General features: G+C 69.9%; 30 protein-coding genes, 1 tRNA gene, 1 other RNA gene and 1 pseudogene. 14 read left to right on the top strand and 19 right to left on the bottom strand.

The window, feature by feature from the left end:
• Positions 1 to 58 precede the first annotated feature (58 nt).
• Positions 59 to 277: a MarR family transcriptional regulator gene (locus B4589_RS06545; RefSeq protein ID WP_079233509.1), complete on the bottom strand. Its 219-nt coding sequence runs from the start codon at positions 275 to 277 to the stop codon at positions 59 to 61.
• Positions 278 to 470: 193 nt separating this feature from the next.
• Between B4589_RS06545 and B4589_RS06550 the strand changes: the two genes are divergently transcribed.
• The 6 genes and pseudogenes from B4589_RS06550 (at position 471) to B4589_RS06575 (ending at position 5,186) form a co-directional block, all read left to right on the top strand.
• Positions 471 to 782, top strand: a complete 312-nt coding sequence (locus tag B4589_RS06550) for a hypothetical protein (protein WP_079233510.1) — start codon at positions 471 to 473, stop codon at positions 780 to 782.
• Positions 779 to 1,426 (top strand): SWIM zinc finger family protein, encoded by a 648-nt coding sequence (locus B4589_RS06555; protein ID WP_079233511.1) that lies wholly within the window; start codon positions 779 to 781, stop codon positions 1,424 to 1,426. Before B4589_RS06550 ends, B4589_RS06555 begins: the two co-directional genes overlap by 4 nt.
• 83 nt (positions 1,427 to 1,509) lie before the next feature.
• Complete coding sequence (locus B4589_RS06560; protein WP_079233512.1) at positions 1,510 to 1,734, top strand: hypothetical protein; 225 nt, start codon at positions 1,510 to 1,512, stop codon at positions 1,732 to 1,734.
• A 52-nt stretch (positions 1,735 to 1,786) separates the two neighbouring features.
• Positions 1,787 to 2,710 (top strand): annotated as a pseudogene (locus B4589_RS06565) (formate/nitrite transporter family protein); the annotation flags it as partial.
• A 109-nt stretch (positions 2,711 to 2,819) separates the two neighbouring features.
• Complete coding sequence (gene yciH / locus B4589_RS06570) at positions 2,820 to 3,113, top strand: stress response translation initiation inhibitor YciH (RefSeq protein ID WP_079233514.1); 294 nt, start codon at positions 2,820 to 2,822, stop codon at positions 3,111 to 3,113.
• Between the two features lie 69 nt (positions 3,114 to 3,182).
• Positions 3,183 to 5,186, top strand: coding sequence for an Ig-like domain repeat protein (locus B4589_RS06575; protein ID WP_079233515.1), 2,004 nt, complete (start codon positions 3,183 to 3,185; stop codon positions 5,184 to 5,186).
• Positions 5,187 to 5,292: 106 nt separating this feature from the next.
• Here the strand turns inward: B4589_RS06575 and B4589_RS06580 are convergent, their stop codons facing one another.
• The 6 genes from B4589_RS06580 to B4589_RS06605 form a co-directional block, all read right to left on the bottom strand.
• A complete protein-coding gene (locus tag B4589_RS06580; RefSeq protein ID WP_079233516.1) occupies positions 5,293 to 5,643 on the bottom strand; it encodes a rhodanese-like domain-containing protein in 351 nt (116 codons plus the stop codon).
• A gap of 58 nt (positions 5,644 to 5,701) precedes the next feature.
• Complete coding sequence (locus tag B4589_RS06585; RefSeq protein ID WP_079233517.1) at positions 5,702 to 6,283, bottom strand: NUDIX hydrolase; 582 nt, start codon at positions 6,281 to 6,283, stop codon at positions 5,702 to 5,704.
• A gap of 2 nt (positions 6,284 to 6,285) precedes the next feature.
• Positions 6,286 to 6,720: a DUF5809 family protein gene (locus B4589_RS06590; protein ID WP_079233518.1), complete on the bottom strand. Its 435-nt coding sequence runs from the start codon at positions 6,718 to 6,720 to the stop codon at positions 6,286 to 6,288.
• Positions 6,721 to 6,765: 45 nt separating this feature from the next.
• Complete coding sequence (locus B4589_RS06595) at positions 6,766 to 7,212, bottom strand: DUF5810 domain-containing protein (protein ID WP_079233519.1); 447 nt, start codon at positions 7,210 to 7,212, stop codon at positions 6,766 to 6,768.
• Between the two features lie 239 nt (positions 7,213 to 7,451).
• Entirely contained in the window at positions 7,452 to 7,940 is a 489-nt protein-coding gene (rimI, locus tag B4589_RS06600; protein WP_079233520.1) for a ribosomal protein S18-alanine N-acetyltransferase, read from the bottom strand.
• Between the two features lie 124 nt (positions 7,941 to 8,064).
• Complete coding sequence (locus B4589_RS06605; RefSeq protein WP_079233521.1) at positions 8,065 to 10,038, bottom strand: aconitate hydratase; 1,974 nt, start codon at positions 10,036 to 10,038, stop codon at positions 8,065 to 8,067.
• Positions 10,039 to 10,175: 137 nt separating this feature from the next.
• On the opposite strand from B4589_RS06605, the gene B4589_RS06610 reads away from it, so the two are divergent.
• Positions 10,176 to 10,643, top strand: coding sequence for a deoxyuridine 5'-triphosphate nucleotidohydrolase (locus B4589_RS06610; RefSeq protein ID WP_079233522.1), 468 nt, complete (start codon positions 10,176 to 10,178; stop codon positions 10,641 to 10,643).
• Between the two features lie 155 nt (positions 10,644 to 10,798).
• Here B4589_RS06610 and B4589_RS06615 read toward each other — a convergent pair.
• Positions 10,799 to 10,872: transfer RNA gene (locus B4589_RS06615), tRNA-Lys, on the bottom strand.
• Between the two features lie 81 nt (positions 10,873 to 10,953).
• On the opposite strand from B4589_RS06615, the gene B4589_RS06620 reads away from it, so the two are divergent.
• Positions 10,954 to 12,204 carry a M20/M25/M40 family metallo-hydrolase gene (locus tag B4589_RS06620; RefSeq protein WP_079233523.1) on the top strand — a complete coding sequence of 417 codons (1,251 nt, stop codon included), beginning with the start codon at positions 10,954 to 10,956 and terminating at the stop codon, positions 12,202 to 12,204.
• Here the strand turns inward: B4589_RS06620 and B4589_RS06625 are convergent.
• The 4 genes from B4589_RS06625 to B4589_RS06640 form a co-directional block, all read right to left on the bottom strand.
• Positions 12,195 to 12,902 (bottom strand): hypothetical protein, encoded by a 708-nt coding sequence (locus B4589_RS06625; protein WP_079233524.1) that lies wholly within the window; start codon positions 12,900 to 12,902, stop codon positions 12,195 to 12,197. The two genes, B4589_RS06620 and B4589_RS06625, sit on opposite strands and share 10 nt — an antisense overlap.
• Positions 12,903 to 12,974: 72 nt before the next feature.
• Positions 12,975 to 13,331, bottom strand: coding sequence for a DsrE family protein (locus tag B4589_RS06630; protein ID WP_079233525.1), 357 nt, complete (start codon positions 13,329 to 13,331; stop codon positions 12,975 to 12,977).
• An 81-nt stretch (positions 13,332 to 13,412) separates the two neighbouring features.
• Positions 13,413 to 14,861, bottom strand: coding sequence for a dihydrolipoyl dehydrogenase (locus tag B4589_RS06635; protein WP_079233526.1), 1,449 nt, complete (start codon positions 14,859 to 14,861; stop codon positions 13,413 to 13,415).
• A 47-nt stretch (positions 14,862 to 14,908) separates the two neighbouring features.
• Complete coding sequence (locus B4589_RS06640; protein WP_079233527.1) at positions 14,909 to 15,292, bottom strand: helix-turn-helix domain-containing protein; 384 nt, start codon at positions 15,290 to 15,292, stop codon at positions 14,909 to 14,911.
• Between the two features lie 107 nt (positions 15,293 to 15,399).
• Here B4589_RS06640 and B4589_RS06645 point away from each other — a divergent pair, with 107 nt between their 5' ends.
• From B4589_RS06645 to B4589_RS06665, 5 genes are read left to right on the top strand one after another with little or no spacing between them, the layout of a single operon-like run.
• Complete coding sequence (locus B4589_RS06645; protein WP_079233528.1) at positions 15,400 to 15,588, top strand: hypothetical protein; 189 nt, start codon at positions 15,400 to 15,402, stop codon at positions 15,586 to 15,588.
• A gap of 47 nt (positions 15,589 to 15,635) precedes the next feature.
• Entirely contained in the window at positions 15,636 to 15,941 is a 306-nt protein-coding gene (locus tag B4589_RS06650; protein WP_255246136.1) for a CGCGG family rSAM-modified RiPP protein, read from the top strand.
• Positions 15,942 to 15,960: 19 nt separating this feature from the next.
• A complete protein-coding gene (locus tag B4589_RS06655; RefSeq protein WP_079233530.1) occupies positions 15,961 to 17,046 on the top strand; it encodes a TIGR04053 family radical SAM/SPASM domain-containing protein in 1,086 nt (361 codons plus the stop codon).
• A 2-nt stretch (positions 17,047 to 17,048) separates the two neighbouring features.
• Complete coding sequence (hemG, locus tag B4589_RS06660) at positions 17,049 to 18,308, top strand: protoporphyrinogen oxidase (RefSeq protein ID WP_079233531.1); 1,260 nt, start codon at positions 17,049 to 17,051, stop codon at positions 18,306 to 18,308.
• Between the two features lie 52 nt (positions 18,309 to 18,360).
• Positions 18,361 to 18,777 carry an SRPBCC family protein gene (locus B4589_RS06665; RefSeq protein ID WP_079233532.1) on the top strand — a complete coding sequence of 139 codons (417 nt, stop codon included), beginning with the start codon at positions 18,361 to 18,363 and terminating at the stop codon, positions 18,775 to 18,777.
• A 7-nt stretch (positions 18,778 to 18,784) separates the two neighbouring features.
• Here the strand turns inward: B4589_RS06665 and B4589_RS06670 are convergent, their stop codons facing one another.
• From B4589_RS06670 to B4589_RS06700, 7 genes are all read right to left on the bottom strand, one after another.
• Positions 18,785 to 20,071 carry an MBL fold metallo-hydrolase gene (locus B4589_RS06670; RefSeq protein ID WP_079235188.1) on the bottom strand — a complete coding sequence of 429 codons (1,287 nt, stop codon included), beginning with the start codon at positions 20,069 to 20,071 and terminating at the stop codon, positions 18,785 to 18,787.
• A gap of 73 nt (positions 20,072 to 20,144) precedes the next feature.
• Positions 20,145 to 20,450 carry a hypothetical protein gene (locus B4589_RS06675; protein WP_079233533.1) on the bottom strand — a complete coding sequence of 102 codons (306 nt, stop codon included), beginning with the start codon at positions 20,448 to 20,450 and terminating at the stop codon, positions 20,145 to 20,147.
• A gap of 154 nt (positions 20,451 to 20,604) precedes the next feature.
• Positions 20,605 to 20,998, bottom strand: an RNA gene (rnpB, locus tag B4589_RS06680) — RNase P RNA component.
• 64 nt (positions 20,999 to 21,062) lie between these two features.
• Positions 21,063 to 21,905 (bottom strand): DUF4097 family beta strand repeat-containing protein, encoded by an 843-nt coding sequence (locus B4589_RS06685; protein ID WP_079233534.1) that lies wholly within the window; start codon positions 21,903 to 21,905, stop codon positions 21,063 to 21,065.
• A 112-nt stretch (positions 21,906 to 22,017) separates the two neighbouring features.
• On the bottom strand, positions 22,018 to 22,296 hold the full coding sequence (locus tag B4589_RS06690) for a hypothetical protein (RefSeq protein ID WP_079233535.1): 279 nt from the start codon (positions 22,294 to 22,296) through the stop codon (positions 22,018 to 22,020).
• The gene (locus B4589_RS06695; protein WP_079233536.1) at positions 22,289 to 22,624 is read right to left on the bottom strand and encodes a hypothetical protein; all 336 of its coding nucleotides are present in this window, start codon (positions 22,622 to 22,624) and stop codon (positions 22,289 to 22,291) included. Before B4589_RS06695 ends, B4589_RS06690 begins: the two co-directional genes overlap by 8 nt.
• Positions 22,621 to 22,965: a winged helix-turn-helix domain-containing protein gene (locus tag B4589_RS06700; protein ID WP_079233537.1), complete on the bottom strand. Its 345-nt coding sequence runs from the start codon at positions 22,963 to 22,965 to the stop codon at positions 22,621 to 22,623. The genes B4589_RS06695 and B4589_RS06700 overlap by 4 nt, the downstream gene beginning before the upstream one ends.
• A gap of 151 nt (positions 22,966 to 23,116) precedes the next feature.
• Here B4589_RS06700 and B4589_RS06705 point away from each other — a divergent pair, with 151 nt between their 5' ends.
• Entirely contained in the window at positions 23,117 to 23,878 is a 762-nt protein-coding gene (locus tag B4589_RS06705; protein ID WP_079233538.1) for a sensor domain-containing protein, read from the top strand.
• Position 23,879 lies beyond the last annotated feature (1 nt).

The raw sequence follows: 23,879 nt of genomic DNA on the forward strand, positions 1-23,879 counted from the left end.
CTGTTTCGAGAACGCCGATGCGGTGTGCTGCACAGGGGCCGCCCGGCCCGTCCGGTCGCTACTCCCGCGGGTCCTCCACCAGCCGCCAGAACGCGGTCGGCCGGTGGACGTACTCGACGTACTCCCCGCCCGCGAGCCGGTCGAGCCGCTTGGTCACCGTCGGCCGGCTCGTCCCGATCTCGTCGACGAGGTAGCCCGTCGTCGCGTAACCGCCGGTGCTCTCGAACACGTCCAGCACGTGGTGGATCAGCTCGTCGTCGTCGAGTCGGAGCGACATCGCGTGTCGGGTCGTCGACTCACACTCCCTTAACTACCCGTGCAACGACTCGGTAGCTGTCCGAGTAGTACGATGTATCTTTACGGTACGGCAAGTAAAAGCCCGTTCAGCCCCTACACCGGTGCGAGAAGCGGGAAATCGGACGAAACGGTCGTTCCGGTGTGACCCACCGACCTCGCTTCGGAGTCGAACGATGGACCGAACCACCCCGAGTTCCGACCCTGAACTCCCAGAAACCGTCGAACTGCCCTCCCGCGCCGTCCACGTCGGCCGCGACTGTGCCGGCGCCGATCACTACCTCGTCCCCGGCCACCGCGTGATCGTCGTCCGGCACGAACCAGCCGGCGACACGGTCGAACACACCGCGGGGCTCGGCCACCGATCGGCCGCGGACTGGGTCGACTACGTCGCGGAGCGTCGCGGCTGGACAGTCTGCACGTACGACGACCGCTCGATCGCGGCGCTGCTGTTCGAGCCACGGATCCCCCAGGAGGCGCTCCGATGAGCGCGACCCACACCACGAACGGCGCCGAACTGGATCGACGCGACGTGCTGGCGCTGACCCAGTATCTGACCGTCCTCGACGACCTACCCTCGGTCGCCGGGGACGACGACCGCTACGTCGTCGTCTCCCAGTCCGGCGCCGCGTATCTGGTCGACCTCGGCGAGGGGAGCTGTACGTGTCCGGACTACCGCTACCGCGGCGGCCGCTGCAAACACCTCCGCCGGGTCGAGTTCGCGACGGGCACCCGGCAAATCCCCGCCGGCGTCGACGCCGTCGACCCCGATCTGGGCCGCCACCTCCACGACGGCGCACCCCGACGCCCCGAGTTCCCGGTCGGCGCCGTGGTTCGTGACCGTCGTCGGGACGACCGCGGCGGCCGAATGCGCGTCCTGCGCACCCTCGACATCCGTGCCGACGAGTACGAGATCGAACCCGGACGAACCGTCGCGGCGTACAACCCCGACGGAGATCCGGCCGACCGCGTCGTCGAGGTCGCCTTCGAGGGAGATCTCGACCGGCACGTCCCCGGCTGGCGCGAGTGGGAGCGCGCCGACCTGGCGACCGAACTCGAGGCGTACCGCGAAGAGTGGGATGTCGACGTGCGCACCTACGCGTTCCCCCGCGGTCGTCTCGAAGCGGAGTGAGGGAGTCGGGTCGGTGTCCCCCGACCGGCGACCGAACACCGCCGGCGGAACCCATTTTTACGACCAGCGAGAACCCCCCGTGGATGGCCTACGGACCGCTGGAGTCGCTGGCAGCCGGGCTGTTCCTGCTCCTCGCCGGGGGGATCCACGTCGTCTCCCCCTACCAGGCCGCACGGAAGGCCGCGATGGAGGAGGGGAACGAGAACGACGTCGCCGACGAGTGGGAGATCGACGCCACACAGATCATCGGCGGGATCACCGCGTTCGTCGGGCTGGCGATCCTGGTCCGGGCGTTCTGGCCGTTCTGACCCCGGACCGATACCCCCAGGAGTTAGGTTTCCCCGTTCGTAGCCGCCGGCAATGCCGGACAGCGACGACGCCGACGAGAGCGTCCGCCAAGCGATCGAACAGTCCGAACACGGCGCTCCCGCGGCCGGCGCGGTGCTGCGCGACCAGTTCGAGACCCACGAGGTGTTCCAGCGCATCATCGCCGCCGCCGACGAGGAGGCCACCACGGGCGGGCGAGAGCTGTTCTTCAGCAGCCTCGCGGCGGGGTTCGCCATCACCATCACGTTCCTGATGCTCGCGTCGCTGACCGCATCGACCGACAGTCATCCGATACTCAGCGCGCTGCTGTACCCGCTCGGGTTCGTGTTCATCATCCTCGGCGGCTACCAGCTGTACACCGAGAACACGCTGCCGCCAGTGGTGCTGGTGCTGGAACGCCTGATGAGCCTGCCGCGCCTGTTCAAAATCTGGGGGATGGTCGTCTTCGGCAACTTCGTCGGCGGCGGGTTCGGCGCGCTGATCCTCGCCCGGACTGGCGTGCTCTCCGCCGACGTGATGGACGCCGCGATCAAACTCTCACAGAAGGGGATCGACACTGCGTTCTGGCCGCTCTTCTTCAAGGCGACGTTCGCGGGCTTCATCGTCGCAGGCGTCGTGTGGCTCGTGTACGCCGTCCGAGATAGCTTCACACGCCTCGCGATCGTCTACATCGCGTTCCTGTCGATTCCGTTGGGGAACCTGTACCACTCCGTCGTCTCCTTCACGGAGCTGGCGTTTCTGGCGTTCGCGGGCTATCCCGTGTTCTTCGGCGGACTGTTCTGGTTCGTGCTTCCGGTCCTGGCCGGGAACACCGTCGGCGGCGTGCTGTTCCTCACAGTGGTGAACTACTTCCAGACGACCGAGGAGCGGCTGGACATCGCCCGCCGCGACGGGTTCGACCGGGAGCTCACCGCCCGGGAACTGCTGTTCGGCGGGCTGGCCGGCCGGTCGTACGTTCACAAGATGGTCCACGAGGAGGAGCGGTAGTCGGGCAGCGCCGCCGTTCGACCGTGTGGACGGCGCCCCGATACTGTTTTGTAGCTGTGGCAGCTACTTTTCGGTCGTAATGGGTGAAGTCTGCTCGACGTGCGGGCTGCCTGAGGAACTCTGCGTCTGCGAAGACGTCGCGAAGGAGTCCCAGCAGATCAGCATCCGCATCGACGAGCGCAGGTACGGCAAGGAGGTAACGGTCATCGAGGGGTTCGATCCGAAAGACGTGGACATGGACAGCCTGTCCTCGGACCTGAAGTCCAAGTTCGCGTGTGGCGGCACCGTCGAGGACGACGCCATCGAACTCCAGGGGAACCACAGCGGCCGCGTGGAGGATTTCCTCCGCGACAAAGGCTTCAACGTGGCCTGACCCCCTCCGCCGCCGGCCTGGTTCTCACGAGGACGTGAGAACTATGCCGGGCCCGCACCGAGCAGCACCGTGCACAGAGTCGTCGCCGTCGCGCTCGTTCTCTTCGTCGTCAGCGTTCAGCCAGCGGTCGCTATCGGCGACGCCGCCCACGCCGAACCAGGAAGCGTCGAACGGGCCGTCGACACGAGTGACACCACGCAGATCGTCGACTCGACTGCGTCGCCGACGATCGCCGTCGACACCGTCCTCTCGCTGACGCCCGACCGCCCGGGGTCAGTCGGCGTCGTACAGACGTTCGAGACGCCCGAGGAGGTTACCGAACTCAGCGTCACCCTCGACCCCCAGTCGACGGTAACCGAGACGGCGGGGTTCAGCCACGTCGAGGGACAGACCTGGGAGTGGGACGGCCGGACCGACGACCCGCGGCTCCGGTACGCCATGGCGGCCAACCGCACCACCGACCGCCAGGGGCCGATGGGTGCTGACGGGTCGTACCTCTACGCCGACGTGGGCGAGTGGGCGCTGGTCCAGCAGCCGAACGTCGGCCTCCAGTGGCGCTACCGCGGCGCCGACTCGATCAGCGTCGACCGCTCGACCAGCGTCGACGGCGCGGGCGCCGTCGGAGAGACGACCGCCTTTCTCGGCCCCCACGAGGAGCACACGCGGCAGGTCGCGGACCAGGAGATCACGCTGATCGTCCCCGAGACGGCCGAACTCGCGGACCCACCCGAACAGATCCTCGACGGGCTGGGGAACGCCTCGCGGGCGCTCCAGATCGGGGACCATGATCCGACCGTGTTCGCCGTCGCGGCGCCGACGAACCGCGTGAACTGGGCGGTTCAGGGCGTTCAGGTCGGGGACACCGACTTCTGGGTCCAGGCGAACCAGCCCGTCGACGCGGTCGGGAGCGTGTGGCTCCACGAGTACGTCCACACCCGGCAGTCGTTCCGGACCGCCGAGAGCGGGCGATGGTTCACAGAGGCCAGCGCGACGTGGTACGCCACGCTGTTGAGCCAGCAGCAGGGTGTCAGCTTCGCCGCGCTCTCGAACTACCTCGAACGCGGCAGCCTGCGCCCGCAGGCGGGGTCGGTGCTCGCCGACCCCTCGGACTGGACGAACAACGCCAACTACTGGAAGGGCGCGCTGGTCAGCGGCGAGCTCGACCGCCGGCTGAGGCTGTCGACCGACGGCGGCGCCACGCTCCAGCGCGTGCTCGCGACGCTCAACGACCGGACGAGCCCCGTCACCAACGGGGACATCCTCGCGGCCGTCGCGAGCGCCGGTAGCGAGTCCACGCGCGACGCCGCCGAACGGCTCACCACCACCAGCGACGCCCCGACCGTCTGGAACCGCGAAGCCCACCGCGAGGCGTTCGGCGCCGACGCCGCGCTGCTACGGGTCGGCTTCGATCCGGCGACCGACCTGCGCGCGACTGGCCCGTACCGCAACACGACGCTCGACACACCCGTCACGCTCGCGGCCGGCGAGACGCTGGCGGTCCGAACCGGGGTCGAGAACCGCGGCGGCGCGGCCGGCGAGTACGCGGTCACGCTCCGCGTCGACGACGAGGCCGTCGCCGCCGCGAACGGGACGCTCGAACCGAACGAGCGCACGACGGCGTCGCTGGCCCACCAGTTCGACGAGCCGGGACGGTACACCGTCTCGGTCGCCGGCGAGCGCGTCGCGGTCGAGGTCCGCGAGCCCGCGACGCCGACCGTCTCGGACGTCGCCGTCGACCCGACGACCGTCGAACCCGGCGGCGAGGTGACAGTGACGGCGACCGTGGCCAACGACGAGTCGGTTCCCGGCAACGTGACGGTGGCGTTCACCCGCGACGGCGGGACGGTGGCGACCCGGACGGTCACTGTCGGGCCGGACGAGCGCGAAACCGTGACGGCGACCGTCGAACTGCCGGCGTCCGGGACGTACCGCGTCGGTGCGGGCGATCGCACCGCCGACGTACGCGCGACGACGGCCGCATCCGCGACCACCAGCCCCGGCTTCGGTGCCCCGATCGCGATCGGCTCGGTGCTGGCGGCGCTGGGCCTGCGACGGCGGCGGTCCGGCGCGTAGCCGGCGACAAGTACATCGCCGTCCGCAAGAACGGCGCCATCGTCGACGGCTCCCGCGAGAAGGATATCGGGACACGAACGCGCCGCGGGATCGCGAGCCGCTCGACCTAGAACGGCGCCGCCGGCCCCTCGTCAGGCTCGGCGTCGTCGGACTTGACTGCGCCCTCCCACTCGCTCAGCCCGCCGGCCATGCTCTGGACGGTCGCGTCGGCGGTCCCCTCGTAGGAGTCGATCAGCTTCGCGGCCTGGACGCTGGCTTTCCCGTGCGGACAGACCGTCACGACGTGATCGGCATCGGCGAGTTCGGCCACGCGGTCGGGGAGCTGTCGGAACGGGACGTTGCGGCTGCCCGGGATGTGGCCGCGCTGGAACGCCGGCGGCTCGCGGATGTCGACCAGCGTCGGCGGCTCGTCCGTCTCCAGTAGTTCGGCCACGCGCTCGGTCGAGATCTCGTCCATACCACCCGTAGCCCGCTCGCGCGGTTGAAGTTCACGGACCGCCGCCGATCGCGGCGGCTCACAGCAGCCCTTCCTCGTCGGCCAGCGTCAGCCCCTGCAGCGTTGCCTCGTTGGTGGGCCGGGAGCGAACCGTCGGGAGCGCCTCCTCGACGGGGATCGCCCGCGGGGTGAGGAACTCGCTCGCGTCGAGATCCTGCTGGGCGGGCTCGAGCCCCTCCGCGAACACGTAGGCGCGCTTGTGTCTGAGCGCGCCCGTCGCGACCCAGACGTCCTCGAGCAGCGACAGCGAGTCCGCACGGAACCCCGTCTCCTCCCGGAGCTCCCGCCGGGCCGCGTCGGTGAACGACTCTTCGGCCTCGACGACGCCGGCGGGGAGTTCGAGCTGTTCGTGGCGGATCGTCGGCCGGTACTGCTCGACGAACAGCACGTGGTCGTCGGTGACGGCGGTGACCACCACCGCGGTCGCGAGCTCCGCCCAGTAGTAGCGCTTCTCGGTGCCGTCGGGCTGTTCGACCAAGTCGTAGCCGCCGACGAACCAGCCGGTCTCGTACTCCGGCACGCTCTCGATCACGCGCCAGTCGGGGTGGGGGTCCGGCAGCGGTTCGTGGCGGCGGCCGTCGTTCGGCGGGTACTCCCCCATCGCTACGCCTCGGCGTCGTCTTTCAGCATCGGCCGGTAGATGCGGCCGAACGCCTGCCGGCGGAGGGTCCCGACCGCGGCCTCCTCCTCGGACTGGAACGTCGCCGCGACGGCCTCCTCGGTGGCGGGGGCGGCGTGCCAGACGACGTGGTCGACGCTCTCGGAACCGGTCTCGTGGACGTCGTACTCCGAGTGGCTCTCGCGCCACTCCTCGTACGCCTCGCGGTCGCCGACGGTGACAGTCAAAAGCGACGCGAACAGCGCGTCGCGGGCGGTCTCGACCACCTCGCCGGTGACGCGCCGGTCGTACTCCTCGCGGTCGAACTCCATCGCCTTGGCGGTCTCGCGCACGACCGTCTGGGCGGCGGGACCGACGCTGTCGAACGCCGCTGCCGCGTCGGCCTCCGTCTCCGGGGAGAACACTCCTTCCGTTCGCATACGGGGGGATCCAGCGCGGATCGGCTTACCGCTGGCGATGGTGGGTCAGGCTCCGTCTCCGTCGCCCTCGTCGCTCTCCTCCTCCTCGGCAGCCTTCTCGCGGCGTTTCCGCGTCATCTCGCGTGCCTCGGCGACGGCCTCCTCGGCCGCCTCGTCGATGAACCCCGAGTCCGGCACTTCGGCTGGATCGGCGATCTCCTCGGTCGGATGGCGGCCCGACCCGTCGTGGTCGTGATCGTGCCCGTCGCCGTCCTCGGTGGGGATCTCGGTCTCGGCGCGCTCGGCGGTCGCCTCCTCGTAGTCCACTTGCTCGGCCTCGTCGACGACCTCGGCGGCGAGTTCGGGCGGGGTGTGTTCGCTCCACTCGGCGACGTGGTCGTCGAGCCACGCCTCGTGGTCCTCCTCGTGGAGCATCGCGGTCATCGCCAGGTGGTTCGCCAGGTGTTCGTCGTCCTTCTGGGGCGAGCCACAGACCGGACAGCGGTATCCCATACCCGAGTCTCGGTCCGGAGGGGGAAAACAGGTGTGTTCAGCGGGGCGTCGACGGCTACGGAGCCGCGGCGTGGCGCTCCGTCGCTCCAGCCCGCAGTCGCGTGCCGCGTCGAGTACCACAGAGCCGCGGCGTAGCGCTCCGTCGCCGCGTTAACGAGAACTGCGGTTCTCGTTCGCCAACCAGAACGCGTCGCGTTCTGGTGACGACACGGAGGTCGCGGCAGGTCGCGCGCCGCGGCTCAGTTTTGCCACTCCGCCACGTCGAGCACCATCACGTACGCGTCCTCGCCGTCGTCGTAGTAGGCGGGCACCCGCCGGACGCGCTCGAACCCAACGTCCTCGTACAGCGACTGGGCGACGTCGTTCTCCTCCCGGACTTCGAGCTTCACGACGGCCGCGCCCGCGACGGCCAGCGTGAACAGCACGCGCCGCAGCAGCGCGCGGCCGACACCCTCCCCCTGCGCCTCGGGGTGGACGGCGATATCCTTCAGGTGGCCCAGATCCCGGCCGTTGTTCGAACGCAAGTCGGCGATGGCGTAGCCGACGACGGCACCGTCACGGAGCGCCACGAGGAACCCCCGGTTGCCCAGGAACTGCTCGAAGGAGGCGAACGGCCACGGCTGGGGGAACACCGCCTTCTCGATGCGGAACACCGCGAGGAGGTCCGCCCGGTCCGCCTCGCGGATGGTGAGCTCCGCGCCGTCCGACGCGTCCGGGTGGGAGGTCACGGACGGGAACTACGGCGCGTTCGGGGATAAGCGCCGTGGCCAGCGATGACGCAGGCGCTGGTCGGCGGTGGAAAGCAGAGAGAGGAAAGGAGGGAGAAACCGGCAGCAGAGAGCTCTTCGTTACTTAGTCATCCGCGGGTGCGGCGCCGCTACCACCCTCGGCCTGCTGCTTCGTCCACGACAGCTTGCCGCCGGCGGCGAGGATCTCGCGCTCGCGCTCGGAGGCGTCGAGGTAGGCGGTGGCCTCCCACTCGTCGTTGACGCGGAAGGTGAACTCCTCCTGGCCGGCGCGCACGCCGTCGCCCACGTCGTCGACGATCTGGACGTTGTCGCCCTGTTCGATGCGCTCGTAGTCGTCCTCGTCGATCGTCAGCGGGACGAGGCCGAAGTTGAACAGGTTCGCCTTGTGGATGCGGGCGAAGCTCTGGGCCAGCACGCCCTCGACGCCGAGGTACATCGGACAGAGCGCCGCGTGCTCGCGCGAGGAGCCCTGCCCGTAGTTCTCGCCGGCGACGAGGAAGCCGCCGTCGGCGTCCAGCGCGCGCTGGGCGAAGCTCTCGTCCACGCGGGAGAGCGTGAACTCCGAGAGCTTCGGCACGTTGGAGCGGAACTTCAGGATGTCCGACGTGGCCGGGATGATGTGGTCGGTCGTGATGTTGTCGCCCATCCGGAGCAGCACCTCACCCTCGAGGTTGGACTCCAGGGCGTCCTTCAGCGGCACGTCGCCGATGTTGGGGCCCTTGACGAGCTCGTCGTCGACGGCCTCGTCGGGGGAGATCAGGTCGGCGTCGTCGCGGTCGTAGCCGCGACCGAGTTCGAAGCCGGGGTCCTCCAGGTCGCCGAGCTCGTCGGCCAGATCGCGCGGGTCGACGATCTCGCCTTTGATCGCCGCGGCGGTCGCGACCTCGGGCGAGCAGAGGTACACCGAGTCGTCCTCGATCCCGGAGCGACCCTCGAAGTTGCGGTTGAACGTCCGGAGCGAGACGGTGTCGCTGCCGGGGACGTGACCGATCCCGATACAGGCGCCACAGGTCGCCTCGGAGAAGTTCACGCCGGCGGCCATCAGCTCGGCCGTCCAGCCCTCGCGGGCGAGCATCTCGGAAGCCTGCTTCGAGGCGGGCGCGATAATCATCTCGGTCTTCTTGTCGACCTCGCGGCCCTCGAGCATCTTCGCGGCCGGGAGGATGTCCTCGTAGGCGCCGTTGGTACAGGAGCCGATCATCACCTGCTCGACCGACCGGCCGGCCGCCTCGCGGACGGGCACGACGTTGTCGGGCATCGACGGCTCCGCGATCATGGGCTCGATCTCCGAGAGGTCGACGACGATCTCGTCGGCGTACTCGGCGTCCTCGTCGGGTGAGAGCTCGACCATGTCCTCGGGCCGACCGACCTCTTCGAGCCACTCCTTCGTGTTCTCGTCGGTCGGGAAGATCGAGGAGGTGGCGCCGAGCTCGGTCCCCATGTTGGTGATGGTGGTCCGCTCCGGAACGGAGAGCGTCTCCACGCCCGGACCGGTGTACTCGAACACCTTGCCGACGCCGCCCTTGACGCTCAGGCGCCGCAGCAGCTCGAGGATCACGTCCTTCGCGGTGGCCCACTCGCCGAGCTCACCCTCGAGTCGGATGTTGACAACCTCGGGCATGTCGACGTAGTAGGCGCCGCCGCCCATCGCGACGGTGATGTCGAGCCCACCCGCACCGATCGCCAGCTGGCCGAGGCCGCCGGGCGTCGGCGTGTGGGAGTCCGAACCCAGCAGCGTCTTGCCGGGCGCGGCGAAGTTCTCCTTGTGGACGTTGTGACAGATCCCGTTGCCCGGCCGGGAGAAGTGGGCGCCGTAGGTGCCCGCCGCCGAGCGCAGGAAGCGGTGGTCGTCCGTGTTCTTGAAGTCGAACTGGTACGTCTGGTGGTCGCAGTACTGTGCGGCGAGTTCGGTCTGGACTTCGTCGAGGCCCAGCGCCTCGAACTGCAGCCACACCATCGTCCCGGTGGTGTCCTGGGTCAGCACCTGATCGATCTCGATCCCGATCTCCTCACCGGGAGTCAGCTCGCCCTCGACGAGGTGGTCGTCGAGAATCTTCTCTGTGATCGTCTTTCCCATATCGTTTCGAGATGGGCTCGGAGCAGTGATAAATCCGGCGAGAACCGGCAGGCGTTCCGAGGGGTTCGTCCCCGGGCGCGAGAGCCCGTCACGACGCCTTCGGCAGGGTTTTGCCGCGGACCCTCACATAGCGAACCATGTTCCGCTCCGGAGCCGAGGTCGCCGCCGCCGTCGACGGCGCCGACGACGACGTAGTCCAGCCCAACGGCGTTGATCTCACGCTCGACGCAGTGTTCGAACAGACCAGCCCCGGCTACGTGGGCCGGGACGGCAAGTCGGTCGGCGAGCGCAGCGAGATCGCCCCCCACGGTGACGATCCGCCGATCTACCGGCTCGAACCGGGCGACTACGTCGTCCGCTACGGCGAACGGCTGGCGGTGCCCGAGGACAGCGTCGGCTTCGTGCTCCCGCGCTCGACGCTGCTGCGCAACACCTGCTCGCTGGATACGGCGGTCTGGGACGCGGGCTACGAAGGACGGGGCGAGGGGCTGCTGCAGGTCGGGCGCGCCATCGAGATCGAGCAGGGCGCGCGGATCGGCCAGTTCGTGCTGGCCGATGCTGAGCACGAGGGGACGTACGACGGCGAGTATCAGGGGGAGAACTGAGGCGGGGGCTCTAGTTCGTCTGCCAGAGAACGGGGCTGAGAGGGATTCGAACCACGGTCACTCTCGTTCGCTCGCGCTGCTCGCTCACCTCCCGTTCCCTGCTTCGAATCCCCCTCAGCGATGCTTCTCACGGTTCACTTCGTTCACCGGAGAAGCGGGCTGAGAGGGATTCGAACCCCCGACCGTCTGGTTAAAAGCCAGACGCTCTGCCAAGCTGAGCTATCAGCCCTCACTCCAACCCAGAACGAGGACTGGGTAAGCGTTTACGGTTCCCCGGGAAGCTAAACCCTCTCCCGCCAACCCCCCGGGCATGGAGATCCGCACGTTCACCGAACGCCTGCTCGAGTTCCCCACCGTCGACGGCGGGGAGGCCGAGGCCGCGGCGTGGACCCGGGAGCGACTCGACGAACTCGGCTTCGAGACGTACGAGTGGGAGGCCGACGCCGAGGCGCTGTCCCAGCACTCCTCGTTCCCCGACGACCCCGCGCTCATCGACACCGAGGACCGCCCGAGCGTCGCGGGCGTGCTGGAGTTCGGCGATCCCGACGCGGGCCCGACGCTGATCCTGAACGGCCATCTCGACGTCGTGCCGGCCGACGAGGACGCGTGGTCCTCGGACCCGTTCACGCCGACGTGGGGCGAGACCGACGACGGCGAGGAGACGCTGACCGCCCGCGGCGCGGCGGACATGAAGACCCAAGTCGCGACCTGCGTGTTCGCCGCGCTGGACGCCGCCGACCGCGCCGAGGCCGCCGAGATGGACGGTCGACTCGTCGTCGAAGCCGTCGCCGGCGAGGAGGAGGGCGGCATCGGCGCCGCGGCGGCCGCGCTGTCGAACCCCTACCCGTTCGGGCGCGACGCCGCCATCGTCGCCGAGCCGACCGAACTCAGACCCCTCACCGCCACCGAGGGGACGGTGATGAAACGCCTCGAGATCCAGGGCCGTGCCGCCCACGCGGCCACGCGCTGGCGCGGCGAGGACGTGCTCCCGCACTTCGAGCGCATCCGTGCGGCGTTCGAGGATCTCGAAGCCGAGCGCGGCGAGACCGTCACCCATCCGCTGTACGAGGAGTATCCCGTCCCGTGGCCCATCGTGATCGGCATCGTCGAGGCGGGCAACTGGGCCTCCTCCGTCCCGAGTTCGCTGACCGCCGAGATGCGCTTCGGCGTCGCGCCGGGCGAGACCGTCGACGAGGTGGAGCAGCAGTACGAGGAAGCGCTGCAGGCGGTCGTCGATGCGGACGACTGGCTCTCCGAGCACCCGCCGACGTTCGAGCGGTTCAGCATCCAGTTCGAACCGGCCGAGACCGACCCCGAGGAGCCGATCGTCCGCACGCTCCGGGCGGCGATGCTCGACACCGGGCTCGCGGACACCGACCCCCGCGGCGCGACGTACGGCGCCGACTCCCGGCACTTCGTCGCCGCCGGCATCCCGACGGTCGTGTTCGGCCCCGGCAGCGTCGAACAGGCCCACTTCCCCGACGAAACGATCGTCTGGTCGGACGTGGAGCAGGCCCGGGAGACGATCGCAGAAACCGCGGTCCAGTTCCTTCAGTCGTAACGCTCAGCGAGCGCCTCGGCGACCACGTCGCCGGGCGTGGCGTTCCGCATCGACGCCTCCCGGCGGAGTTCGCGGTACCCTTCGACCGGGAGCGAGAGATCGATCGAGCCGAGGTCGACGCCCTCCTCGCGAAGCGCCTCCTGGGCTGATTCGCCGTCGTTGACACGGCTCGCGAGCGAACGCACCTCCCGGACGGTCAGGTCGTGGTCGAGCACCGCCCACGCGAGGTCGAGCCGCGCGGTACCGTCGACGCGGGCGAGGTGTTTGGCCGCCGAGGGGGCGATATCGCCGCGTGCGACGTGGCGACGGACCGACTGCGGGAGGTCGTGGACCCGCGCCCAGGTCCGGATGAACGACACCGAGACGCCGCCGGCGCGGTCGGCGGCCTCACGGTAGGAGCCGACGCCGCGGACGAGCGCCGCACACGCCGCCGCGCCCCGCAGCATGTCCACGCAGTCGTCCTCGCCCTGACAGCCGGCGAACTCCGCGAGCACGTCGGCGGCGTGGGCGACGCTCTCGGGGTCGTCGGGGTCGAAGTCGATTGCCTCGCTCGCGCGCTCGCCGGTGATCTCCGGGTCGGCGCGCACGACCGGTTCGCCGACCCGCGAATGCCGGTCGGTCGTCGCCGGAACGTCGTCGCCGTCGGGCGGATCGTCCCGGCGATTCCCCCCGGCGCGCTCGGGGTCGGGTTGTGGCATTACCTGCCGGTTCGTTCCCACAGGGGAAAAGACTCCCGCGCCCGAGTGAGTGTACCACACACCCGCCGGAACTCAGAACGTGATGATCTCGTAGTCGTCGTCGACCAGCGACCGAATGCTCGGGTGGCCGTCGTTGTCGTCGAGCTGGACGACGCCGGCGTCCTGTACGGCCTCGTCGACGCCGAAGGCGCCCGAACAGTAGTCACACGCCGACGCCTGGTCGCTGACCGTCGCGTAGAGGTCGTGGTAGTCGTGCTCCTCGTCCTCGAGTTCGGGGATCCACTGGGTCCCCGCGCCGTCGAAGATCAGTTCGAGCTCGTCCTCGTCGTTCTCGGCGAACTCCTTGGCGGCTTCGAGACCGTTCGCGATTCGACCGAGGTTCTCGTGCCCGTCCGTCCCTGCGAGAATCACGATGGCTGCTTTCGTCATGCGGTTCGATCGACGACCGCGAAACGGAAAAGGACGAGCGAACCGTGCAGTAACGGAGTTACGTCCGTGTCACCCGCGGGCTCAGTGGTGGTGATGGTGGCCGCCCCCGCCGCGGGAGAACTGCCCGGAGAACGCGCGCTGGACGACCTCCGGCAGCGCCGGGTGGACGTGGATCGACTCCCGGATATCCCGGACGGTGCCGCTGCCCGCCGTCATCGCCGTCACGACCTCCTGGATCAGCGTCGACGCGTCGGGGCCGACGATGTGACAGCCCAGGATCTCCCCCTCCAGATCGATTAACACCTTCACGAACCCCTCGGCGTGCATCGCGTCCCCGCGGGCGGTCTCGTCGTAGCGGTACGTGTTCGTGGCGTACTCCCGGCCCTCGGCTCGGAGTTCGCCCTCGGTCGCGCCGACGCCGGCAACCTCGGGCGACGCGAACACCGCGAACGGCATCGCCGAGTAGTCCACCGGTTCCGGTTCGTCGCCGAAGACGTTGCGTGCGACGGCCTGTGCCTCGTGGTTCGCGCTGTGTTTCAGGAGGTACTCGCCCACGATGTCGCCCAGGGCCCAGACGCCCTCGGCGTCGGTCCGGAGGTACTCGTCGGTCTCGACGAACCCCTCCTCGTCGGTCTCGACCGCGGTGTTCTCCAGGTTGAGCGTGTCGGTGTTGGGCACTCGCCCGGCGGCGACGAGCAGTTCGTCGCCGGCGACGGTGAGTGGCTCGCCGTCCTCGACGACGCCGGGGTCGACTTCGTCGCCGTCCCCGTACTCGTACGGCAACGCCTCGACCGTGAGCTCGCCGTCCGCTTCCGAAACCTCGGTGACGGCGTAGCCGGTCTGCACGTCGAACCGCTCGCGGTACTGGTCGGTGAACGCCTCGGCGACCTCCCCGTCGGCAGCGGGCAGTAGCTGCGGCCGCCGGCCGACGATCGTCACGTCGCTGCCGAACGTGCCGAAGAACTGGCCGAGTTCGGCCGCGATGTAGCCGCCGCCGACGATCACGAGTCGGTCCGGCGGCTCCTCCAGTTCGAGCGCCTCGGTGCTCGTGAGGTACTCCACGTCCGCGATGCCGTCGATGGCGGGGATGCCGGGACGCGTGCCCGCGGCGATGAGGACGGTCTCCGCGCGGATTCGGGCTCCTGCATCTGCTCCCTCGCCGATCTCGACCGTGCGGTCGTCGACGAACCGCGCCTCACCCTCGAACAGTCGGTGCTGGTCCGAGGACTGCAGCCCGTTCCGGATCGATTCCGAGGACTCAGCGACGTCCTCGTTGACCGCCCGGACCATCTCCGCGAAGTCGACGGTTTCGACGGTCGCGTCGATGTGGAACTCCTCGGCGCTCTCGATCGTCTCGTACACGTCGGCGTGGTAGAGCAACTGCTTCGAGGGGATACAGCCCCGGTTGAGACAGGTGCCGCCGAGGGGGCCTTTCTCCACGACGGCGACGGACTGTCCCCGGTTCGCAGCGACGTTCGCCACGTCGAGCCCGGAGCCTGAACCGATCACCAGAAAGTCGAACTCCTCCATGGCCACCCTACGGGCCCGTGACCCTTCAATCCGAGTTACCGACCGTCTCAGGCCAGCGACGCGCTCGGCTCGTCGGCCTCGACGAGATGTTGCTCGCCCCACTCGTGCATCGCGTCGATCACCGACTCGAGCGACTCGCCGTGTTCGGTGAGCGAGTACTCCGTCCGGACGGGCTTCTCGCTCACGATCTCGCGATCGATCAGCCGCTTCTCCTCCAGATCGTCGAGCACGTCCGAGAGCACCTTGCTGGAGATGCCGTCGACACGCTCCTCGAGTTCGCTGAACCCACAGGGGCCGGCGGCGAGCAGTCGGTCGATCACCACGGGGTGCCACTTCTTCCCGACCAGCGTCGCCGTCGTCGTGACCGGGCACCAGTCCTCGCCCGCACACCAGACCTGGAGTTTCTCGTCGTCGTCCGCGCCACTCGTCATAGCGAGTGAGTAGGGCGACGCCGACTTAGAGGTTACTACTGGTAACTGAGTTACACATCGGTAGCTCGCTGCCGAGCGTTTAGGGGACTGGCGCCGTCCGTCGGCGTATGGAGAGCGAGCGGCAGCGTGCGCTCGCGGTCTGGAGCGTGCTGGTGGTGCCGTTCGTGGCACTCGCGGTGTTCCTGTGGACCCAGCACGACCTGACGCTCGGGTTCGTCGGCGCCTACTGGTTCGCTCCGGTCGTACTGACGATCGTCGGCGTCCTCCCGGCGCCGTGGGGTGCGCTTCGGAAGTGAACATGTTCGGGGGGCCGGCCTTGGTCGTCGGGGACGAACGGTCGACCATGTCCCAGCACGACCACGAGACGCCGGACCCCGTCACCGACCGCGTTCACGACAACTCCTGGTCGGCCAACCTCGAAGGGCCTGAACACGCGGAAGATCGCGAGCGCGTCGTCAAGGGCGCGATCACGGCGGTCGAACACACCGCTCCCGGGAACCACGTCAACCTCGTGACCCACGGCGACCACGGGCATCCGGAGACGTACCTCTACGACGCGCTGGACCACGAGTTCGGCGACGACGTGGACTGGGAGTACGTCGAACAGTGTGGCTGTGGCGGTCACGTCGTCCGCGTCCACGTGAACTGACCCCCGACATCTCCACCCAATGCCACCACGCGACATCGACACCAGCCGACGGCCGTTCGTGCTCGTCTGGGAGATGACCCGGGCGTGTGAACTGGCGTGCAAACACTGCCGCGCGGAGGCCCAGCCCCAGCGCCACCCCGACGAACTCACCACCGCGGAGGGGACGGAGCTGCTCGACGAGGCCCGCGCGTTCGGCGAGGGGCAGTTGGTCGTCCTCTCCGGGGGCGACCCACTGTACCGCGACGACGCCGTCGACCTGATCGAGTACGGCGTCGACCGCGGGCTGGAGATGACGCTCACCCCCAGCGGCACCGCCTCGCTGACCCCGGAACGGATCGAGACGGTCGCCGACGCCGGCCTCCGGCGCCTTGCACTCAGCCTCGACGGCGCCTCCCCCGAGGCCCACGACGGGTTCCGCAAGGAGGACGGGAGCTTCCGGCAGACCCTCGAAGCCGCACGCGCCGCCCGGAACGCCGGGCTCCCGCTCCAGATCAACACGACCGTCTGCGCCGAGACGGTCGACCAGCTCCCGGGGATCCGCGAACTGGTCGACCAGCTCGGTGCGGTGCTCTGGTCGGTGTTCTTCCTCGTCCCCGTCGGCCGCGGGGCGGTGCTGGACCCCGTCTCCCCGGAACGCGCCGACCGTGTGATGGAGTGGCTGGTCGAGGTCAACAGCGAGTCCGACTTCGGGATCAAGACCACCGAGGCGCCGCAGTACCGCCGCGTCGCGATGCAGCGACACCAATCGGCGACCGACAACCCGGACCACGACGGCGTCGGCCGCCGCACCGGGATCACCGCCGGCGACGGGTTCGCGTTCGTGAGCCACACCGGCGAACTGTACCCCTCGGGGTTCCTGCCGGAGGCGGCCGGGAACGTCCGGGCGGAGAGCCTGATCGGGCTCTACCGCGACGCGCCGCTGTTCGAGAAACTTCGCGACCCCGACGCGCTCCAGGGGAAGTGTGGTGCCTGCGAGTTCCGTAACGTCTGTGGCGGTAGCCGTTCGCGGGCGTACGCGACGGCGGGCGACCCGCTCGCGAGCGACCCGCTCTGTCCGTACGTGCCGGAAGGCTACGACGGGCCGCTGCCCAACCCCGCCGACTGACGATGCGGGTCGGCATCGTCGGCGCGGGGATCAGCGGCCTCGCGCTCCACCACCACCTCCGGCAGCGGGGCATCGACAGCGTCGTGTTCGAGGCCGATGCGGAGCCCGGAGGCGTGATCAGCAGTCGGACCGTCGACGGCCGTGTCGTCGAGGACGGCCCACAGCGAACCCGGCTCTCGCCGCCGGTGGCGTCCCTCGTCGAGGCGCTCGACATCGACGACCGGATCGTCGAGGCGACGGACGCGCCGCTGTACGTCTACCGCGACGGCACGCTCCGTGAGGTACCGTTCTCGCTCCGCGAGGGCGTCGCGACCGACCTGCTCTCGCCCCGGGGGAAGCTCCGGCTGCTGCTGGAGCCGCTGACGGGGCCGCCGCGGGGCGAGGAGAGCGTCGAGGAGAGCCTCTCCCGGATGCTCGGCGACGAGGCATCGAAGTACCTCGTCGGCCCGCTGTACGGCGGGATCTACGGCACCCACCCCGACGAAATGCCGATGCGTCACTCGCTGGGGCGGGCACTCGAGAAGCGCGGCGTCGGCCGAAGCCTGCTCGTCGCGGCGGTGCGGGCGCGGCGGCGCGGGTCGACGCCGCCGGTCGCCTCGTTCGATGGTGGCCTCGGGACGCTCCCGCGGGCGCTGTTCGAGCGCCACCACGAGCGCGTTCACCTCGGCACGCCGGTCGAGACGGTTCGCGAGACGGACGACGGGTTCGCGGTGGAGACGCCGGACGGCACGACCGCAGTCGATCACGTCGTCTGCACGACGCCCGCGGACGTGACCGCGGGCCTGCTCGACGCGCTGGCGCCCGAGAGCGCGGCTGCACTCCGGCGGCTCAGCTACAACCCCATGGCTGCCGTCCACCTCGAGTCCGCGGCCGATCTCGATGCTGCGGGGTTCCAGGTCCAGTACGAGGAGCCGTTCCGGACGCTCGGCGTCACCTGTACCGGGACGCTGTTCGATCGCGGGCACCGCCACACGGCGTACCTCGGCGGCGGACGGAACCCCGGGCTGGTCGAACGGTCCGAACCCGCGATCCGCGAGGTTGCCGAACGGGAGTTCGCGGAACTCGCTGGCGTCGAGACGACGGTCGTCGACGTCCACCGCCTCCGCCGCGGGATGCCCGCCTACGACGCGTCGTGGGACGCGCTCGACGACGTGAATCTCCCGGCCGGCGTGCATCTCTGTGCGAACTACGCCGCCAGAGCCGGGATCCCCGGCCGCGTTCGTGAGGCGAAACGGTTGGCAAAGACGCTGGCCGACGCCTGACCGCGGAGATGTTCGTGCCGAGTGTTTTCAACCGCGGCGCCGTAGCGCGGGTATGAACTCGGTCAGCGTCTCCCGGGAGATCGCGGCGCCACCGGACGCGATCCGCGAACGGATGCAGGACGTCGGGGCGTTCATGCGCGCCGCGGGGTTCGACGAGGTGGTCGTCGAGGGCGACCGCATGGAGCTCGAGAACGGCGTCGGGATCGCGACGATCGAACTCACGCTCGAACTGGTCGACGAGCCGGGGACGGCGCTCGCCTACCGCCAGCGCGACGGCATCTTCGAGGAGATGGTGACGCGGTACACGCTCGCGGAGACCGAGAGTGGAACCGAGGTGACCGCCGAGACCGAGTACGCGATCGACGTGGCGCTAGTCGGGAAACTGCTGGATTCGACGGTTATCGAGCGCCAGCGACGGCGCGAACTGGAACAGCAGTTCGACTGGCTGGAACGGGAGCTGGCGGACTGACCGCCGCTCAGACCTCGACGGTCGCGCCGAGGTCGGGCGCCGACGCGTCGTACCCGTCCGCGCGGAGTTCTTCTGCGAACGCCGCACAGCGGTCGCCGTGGTTCACGAGGACCTCGGCGTCCTCGTAGGCGTCGAGGAACCGCCGCAGGCCGTCGTGATCGGCGTGGGCCGAGAAGTCGTACCCCTCGACCCGGGCGCTGACGGGCATCACGCGGCCGTCGATCTCCGCCCGGCCAGTCTCGATCAGTTCGCGGCTGGGGGTACCCTCGACCTGATAGCCGGTCAGCGTGATCTTGTTCACGGGGTTCGCACGGATCTCGGGGATGTACGTCATCGCGGGGCCGCCGGAGAGCATCCCGCTTGTGGTGACGATCGCGGCGGGCTGGTCGGCGATCCGCTTCCGCTGGCCGTCCCTTCCGGTGACGAACCGTGCGTGAGACTTCGCCCGCCGAAGCGCATCGGCGTCGCGGACGAATTCGGGATACTGCCGCAGCATCTCGGTCACCTCCGTCCCCATCCCGTCGACGTAGCAGGGGATGTCGTGGGCCTCGCAGATCATGAGCAGCTCCTGTGTCCGGCCGATGGCGAACGCCGGGACGACGACCGTGCCGCCCCCCCACAGCGTCGTCTTGACGCTCTGAGCGAAGCGGTGTTCGACGGTCGCTCGCGGGTCGTGTTCGACGTCGGAGTAGGTGCTCTCACACAGCACCACGTCAGCGTCCGGCCTGGCGGTCGACCCCGCGACGAGGCGCTGGCCGACTGGTGGCTCGCCGGCGTCGAAGCCCGCAGGCGGGTCGGCGGCCTCGGGTTCGTCGAGGTGGAAGTCGCCGGTGTAGAGCAGGCGGGTGTCCCCGTCGTCCACGAGCACGTGCGCGCTGCCGGGGATGTGGCCGGCGTTGTAGAACGTCACCTCGTAGCCCGCCGCCTCGAACGTCTCGCGGTAGCCGTGGGTCTCGGAGACCTCCGTTACGCGCTTCACGTCGTTCTCGGTGAACGGGCAGTGCGGCGACTGGCCGTGGAGCTTCAGCGTGTCGCGGGCGAGCGTGAGCGCCAGCTCCCGCGTCGGCGGCGTCCAGTGGATCGGCGGCCGGTTCCGCCCGGAGAGCAGCGCCGGGACCGTCCCCACGTGGTCGAGGTGGCCGTGGGAGACGACGACGGCGTCGGGGTCGGGCGTCCCGACGGGGTACTGCGGCGGCTCGGCGGTCAGCAGGCCGAAATCGAGCAGCAGCGAGTCGTCGACGAGGACGGCGCTGCGGCCGACCTCGCCCGCCCCGCCGAGGAAGCGTAGCTGCATTCGGTCGAAGTCGGCGGCCCCGGGGTTTCCGTCCGTCGGTTCGTCACCAGACGCTCGGAGCGGGCCCGAGCGGTCAGGCGTCGTCCGCGGCACCGGGGTACCGACGCACCGCGAACCCCTCGTAGCCGCCGTAGGCGACGGCGAGCACACCGATCCACCAGTTCCAGCGGTCCGCGGGCGAGCCGTCGGGCGCGTCGGCGAGCTCGTCGACGATCAGGTCGGGCGTGAGCGCGCGGCCGCTGTCCCGGCGGTACCGGCCCGAGTCGGCCAGGTCGGCGGCCTGTCTCGCGACGGTGCGGCGCTCCGGCTCGCTGCCGCCGAAGCGGTCGAGCGCCACGACCAGCGCCTCGGGGTCGAAGACACGGGCGTCCTCACTCATGGTCCCACCCGCCGGCGTTCCGGAACGACGGCACCGTGGCGAGCACGACCGCGAAGGGGGCGCCAGCGCGGTCGTCAGTCATCGTTCGCCCCGACGAGCCGGGGGTGGATAGACGTTCGGGCCAGGGCGAGCGCCGCCGCTGGCGGAGTCGAGCGGCCGAGAGGAGTAAGCCCCCTTCTGTTTCGACCCGGTATTCGGCTGAGCACCCGCGCCCTGCCGTCGCCGGCTGTCCGGACTACCTTCGGGCACGGGCTTGCACCGGCGAGGGTTCGCCGTTCCATCCGTTCCTGCCCGTCGATCTTCGGTGGGTTAGCTCCCTCCCCTTGCGGGTCGGTTCGCACACGCTCGCGGGCGAGGCCCGCAAGCGCGTCCCGGCGGCCGTGGGCCGCCGAGCACCTCATCAGTCGAGGCAGGCGGTCTCGTTTCTGTTCCAGAGCCAGCCGTCTCCGGCTCCGGGCTTGCGCCCGGTCGCCCGTCCGGACGGTGGGGGGACTTTCCTCACGCCCCTTGCTCGCGGGCCGGGGCGCGGGAACCGGGCTCTCTCTGCCGGTTCGTCGTACGTCAGTGGCGGGGTTAAGCGGTTCGGTGGGAGGGCCGTCGCGGGGGACCGATTCAGCCGTCGGCCGAGAGCGGGCGGAGTTCGACGTCGCCGGTCTCGGTCGTGGCCCGGAGGGTGGGGCCGCCGTCGCCGAGCGTGCCGGTGATCGACCTGTCGGTCGCCGTCCCGTCCTGCACCGAGAGCCCGTCGATCTCCACGTCTCCGACCCGCGTCTCCGCGACGAGGTCGGCGTCGAGATCCGGGGCGATCGCGACGGCCACGTCGCCCACGCGTGATTCGAGGGCGGTGTCGCCGTCGATCGCCGGCACGTCCACGTCGATATCGCCCGTCTCGGTGCTCACGTCACCGACCGTCTCTGCGCTCTCGACGTCGACGTCGCCGGTGCTGGACTCGGCAGTGACGGTCCCGGAGACGTCCCGGATCGTCACGTCGCCGACCGACGTGCGGGCCGCGAGGTCTCCGGTCACGGCCTCGACCAGCACGTCACCGACGTCGGCGGCGAGCGATTCGACCGTGAGCGCGCGGGGGACGCGGAGCGTGAGATCCATGCTCGGCGTGCTACCGAGGATGGAGGTATCCCCGGTGTAGCGGGCGGTCAGCGCGAGTCGGCCGTCCGTGCGCTCCGCCGAGAGGTCGAGATCGGCCAGGTCGACGCCGACGGAGCTCGACTGCTTGACGGCGTGGACGTGAACGTCCTCGCGCTCCTCGCCGCGGACGGTCACGTCGCCCACCTCGGCGTCGATAGCCAGTGCGGTCGCGCCCTCGGTGGCGATACTGCGATCCTCCTCGATGCGCTTACCGACGAACGGCGTGGCGCCGGAACAGCCGGCGAGCCCGGCCAGCACGGCCGTGCCGACGCCGGCCAGCAGTCGGCGTCTGGTTGGGGTCCGTTTCACAGGTGGACTGTCGACCCCCTCACACTTCAAGCGTGCTCGCCGACTGGCGAGGCAGCGAGTCGACGAAAAGACTATATACTCCTTCGATCGCCGTCGTCCGGCGAACGCCAGATCAGGTACCCTCCAGCGAGTAGAGCACCGCGAGCAGGCCGGCGACGTTCGCGAGCAGCACGCCGAGCAGCGTCGCCGCGTCAGAGAGCCCGAGCAGCGGGCCGACGCCGTACGTGACCGGGAACGGGACGACCGCGATACAGGCCACGCCGACCGCGAGGAAGCGCATCGCCCGGCTGTCGTTGCGTCGGTACCCCCGGTGGGCCAGCCACGCGACGACGACGCCCGCGGCCGCGGTCGCGGCGGAGGCGAGGGTTAGGAGGGTGGCGGCGTCAACCACGGTCGAACACCACCGTGAGCACGATCAGGAGGCCGACGAGCTGGCTGCTCGTCGCCGCCAGCGCCCGCGTCGTCGCCGACACGTCGCCGACGTTGGTGAGCACGAGTCGGAGCACGAACGGCACCGTCGTCAGCAACACCAGCCCGACGAGCAGGCCGAGCATCGGACGACCGCCGCCGCGGCGGTAGCCGCGGTAGAGCCTGGCGGCGACCGCCAGCGAGAGCACGGTCGCGACCAGCAGCGCGAGCAGCGCGGCGAGCACCACGACGGTCGCCCCGCCGGTGGCCGTCTGGAGCGGAACCGTGGCGGGTGCAGGCGTGAGCGTCATTTGAACCCCTCGTAGAGTCGGGTGAAGCGGTCGGCTGGCTCCTCCTCCTCGGTGTACTCGACGTCGATATCGTACCCCTCCGCGCCGACGTGGACGTGGACCGCCTCGAGCGTGGCGTCGTACTCCTTGTAGTGGTGGCCGCCGGGGTCCAGTCGCTGCTGGTCGGTCAGCAGCCCCGCCGCCTCCAGGCGTTCGACGCGCCGGTAGATGGTGGAGGGGTCGGCGTCGCAGGCGTCGCTGAGCGCGTCGACCGATTTGGGCTCCTCGCGGGTCTCCGCGAGGATTACCCGGACGTACTCGTCGCCGAGGAGGTCGACCACGTCCTCGCCCGCGTCGCTCATCGAGCACACGCACGGCGTCGCAGGGCAAAGTTCCTCGGGGTCGACACGAGCCGGGGTTCGTGAGGCCGCAGGAAAAACCCCCACCGCGAGTGGACGAGTCGGCGAACTGACCCGAACCCTTATTCGGGCACGGCCGCCAGCAACGCGGGAGATGTCCTCCGCCACCGCGGCCACGTCGCCGCGTGCCGGCCGCCTTCGGTCGTTCGTCACCGCGCCGATCCGCCCGCAGACGTACCTGAACCTCGCCTACCTCGTGCTATCGTTCCCGCTGGGGCTGGCGTACTTCGTGGGCACGACGATCGCGCTCGGTGTCGGGATCGGGCTCTCGTTCGTCCTCGTCGGCATCCCGCTGGTCGCGACGACCGTCGCGGGCACGCTGGTGATCGTGGGGTTCGAACGACGCCTCACGTCGTGGCTGCTCGGCGTCGACGTGCCCGCACGGACGGAGCTGGCGGGCGACGGCTGGTGGGAGAAGACCCGCGCGCTGGCGACCGAGCCCGGGACGTACGCGGGGCTGCTGTACATCCCGCTGAAGTTCGCCGTCGGGATCGCCGCGTTTCTCGTCGTGATGAACGCGCTCGTCACCGGCGTCGCGCTGCTGTCGGTGCCGCTGCACTACGGCGAGCCGGGGCTGTACGTCGGGCTCGTGACCGACCGCCCGGTCGAGCTCCACCCCGCGCTCCACTTCGGCTGGAACCGCCTACTCGTCGGCGTCGAGGCGGCCGTGACCGTCGAGGCGTGGCGGGTCCGGACGTTCCCCCAGGCGCTCGCTGCCGCCGGCGCCGGCGTCGTCGTCCTGCTGGTCGGACTCTCGGCGCTGAACTGGCTCGCCGCCGTCCACGGCCGACTGACCGCTCGACTCCTCTCCCGGACGTACGACCCGGTTTCGGGGCTCGGTTCGGACGAGGAGTGAA

It is taken from the genome of Halolamina sp. CBA1230, from assembly GCF_002025255.2.
In the GTDB taxonomy this organism is placed as follows: domain Archaea; phylum Halobacteriota; class Halobacteria; order Halobacteriales; family Haloferacaceae; genus Halolamina.

Coding starts and splice junctions, on each gene's coding strand:
- B4589_RS06545 (WP_079233509.1), bottom strand. CDS start 277: ATGTCGCTCCGACTCGACGACGACGAGCTGATCCACCACGTGCTGGAC.
- B4589_RS06550 (WP_079233510.1), top strand. CDS start 471: ATGGACCGAACCACCCCGAGTTCCGACCCTGAACTCCCAGAAACCGTC.
- B4589_RS06555 (WP_079233511.1), top strand. CDS start 779: ATGAGCGCGACCCACACCACGAACGGCGCCGAACTGGATCGACGCGAC.
- B4589_RS06560 (WP_079233512.1), top strand. CDS start 1,510: ATGGCCTACGGACCGCTGGAGTCGCTGGCAGCCGGGCTGTTCCTGCTC.
- yciH (WP_079233514.1), top strand. CDS start 2,820: ATGGGTGAAGTCTGCTCGACGTGCGGGCTGCCTGAGGAACTCTGCGTC.
- B4589_RS06580 (WP_079233516.1), bottom strand. CDS start 5,643: ATGGACGAGATCTCGACCGAGCGCGTGGCCGAACTACTGGAGACGGAC.
- B4589_RS06585 (WP_079233517.1), bottom strand. CDS start 6,283: ATGGGGGAGTACCCGCCGAACGACGGCCGCCGCCACGAACCGCTGCCG.
- B4589_RS06590 (WP_079233518.1), bottom strand. CDS start 6,720: ATGCGAACGGAAGGAGTGTTCTCCCCGGAGACGGAGGCCGACGCGGCA.
- B4589_RS06595 (WP_079233519.1), bottom strand. CDS start 7,212: ATGGGATACCGCTGTCCGGTCTGTGGCTCGCCCCAGAAGGACGACGAA.
- B4589_RS06605 (WP_079233521.1), bottom strand. CDS start 10,038: ATGGGAAAGACGATCACAGAGAAGATTCTCGACGACCACCTCGTCGAG.
- B4589_RS06610 (WP_079233522.1), top strand. CDS start 10,176: ATGTTCCGCTCCGGAGCCGAGGTCGCCGCCGCCGTCGACGGCGCCGAC.
- B4589_RS06620 (WP_079233523.1), top strand. CDS start 10,954: ATGGAGATCCGCACGTTCACCGAACGCCTGCTCGAGTTCCCCACCGTC.
- B4589_RS06625 (WP_079233524.1), bottom strand. CDS start 12,902: ATGCCACAACCCGACCCCGAGCGCGCCGGGGGGAATCGCCGGGACGAT.
- B4589_RS06630 (WP_079233525.1), bottom strand. CDS start 13,331: ATGACGAAAGCAGCCATCGTGATTCTCGCAGGGACGGACGGGCACGAG.
- B4589_RS06635 (WP_079233526.1), bottom strand. CDS start 14,861: ATGGAGGAGTTCGACTTTCTGGTGATCGGTTCAGGCTCCGGGCTCGAC.
- B4589_RS06640 (WP_079233527.1), bottom strand. CDS start 15,292: ATGACGAGTGGCGCGGACGACGACGAGAAACTCCAGGTCTGGTGTGCG.
- B4589_RS06645 (WP_079233528.1), top strand. CDS start 15,400: ATGGAGAGCGAGCGGCAGCGTGCGCTCGCGGTCTGGAGCGTGCTGGTG.
- B4589_RS06650 (WP_255246136.1), top strand. CDS start 15,636: ATGTCCCAGCACGACCACGAGACGCCGGACCCCGTCACCGACCGCGTT.
- B4589_RS06655 (WP_079233530.1), top strand. CDS start 15,961: ATGCCACCACGCGACATCGACACCAGCCGACGGCCGTTCGTGCTCGTC.
- hemG (WP_079233531.1), top strand. CDS start 17,049: ATGCGGGTCGGCATCGTCGGCGCGGGGATCAGCGGCCTCGCGCTCCAC.
- B4589_RS06665 (WP_079233532.1), top strand. CDS start 18,361: ATGAACTCGGTCAGCGTCTCCCGGGAGATCGCGGCGCCACCGGACGCG.
- B4589_RS06670 (WP_079235188.1), bottom strand. CDS start 20,071: ATGCAGCTACGCTTCCTCGGCGGGGCGGGCGAGGTCGGCCGCAGCGCC.
- B4589_RS06675 (WP_079233533.1), bottom strand. CDS start 20,450: ATGAGTGAGGACGCCCGTGTCTTCGACCCCGAGGCGCTGGTCGTGGCG.
- B4589_RS06695 (WP_079233536.1), bottom strand. CDS start 22,624: ATGACGCTCACGCCTGCACCCGCCACGGTTCCGCTCCAGACGGCCACC.
- B4589_RS06700 (WP_079233537.1), bottom strand. CDS start 22,965: ATGAGCGACGCGGGCGAGGACGTGGTCGACCTCCTCGGCGACGAGTAC.
- B4589_RS06705 (WP_079233538.1), top strand. CDS start 23,117: ATGTCCTCCGCCACCGCGGCCACGTCGCCGCGTGCCGGCCGCCTTCGG.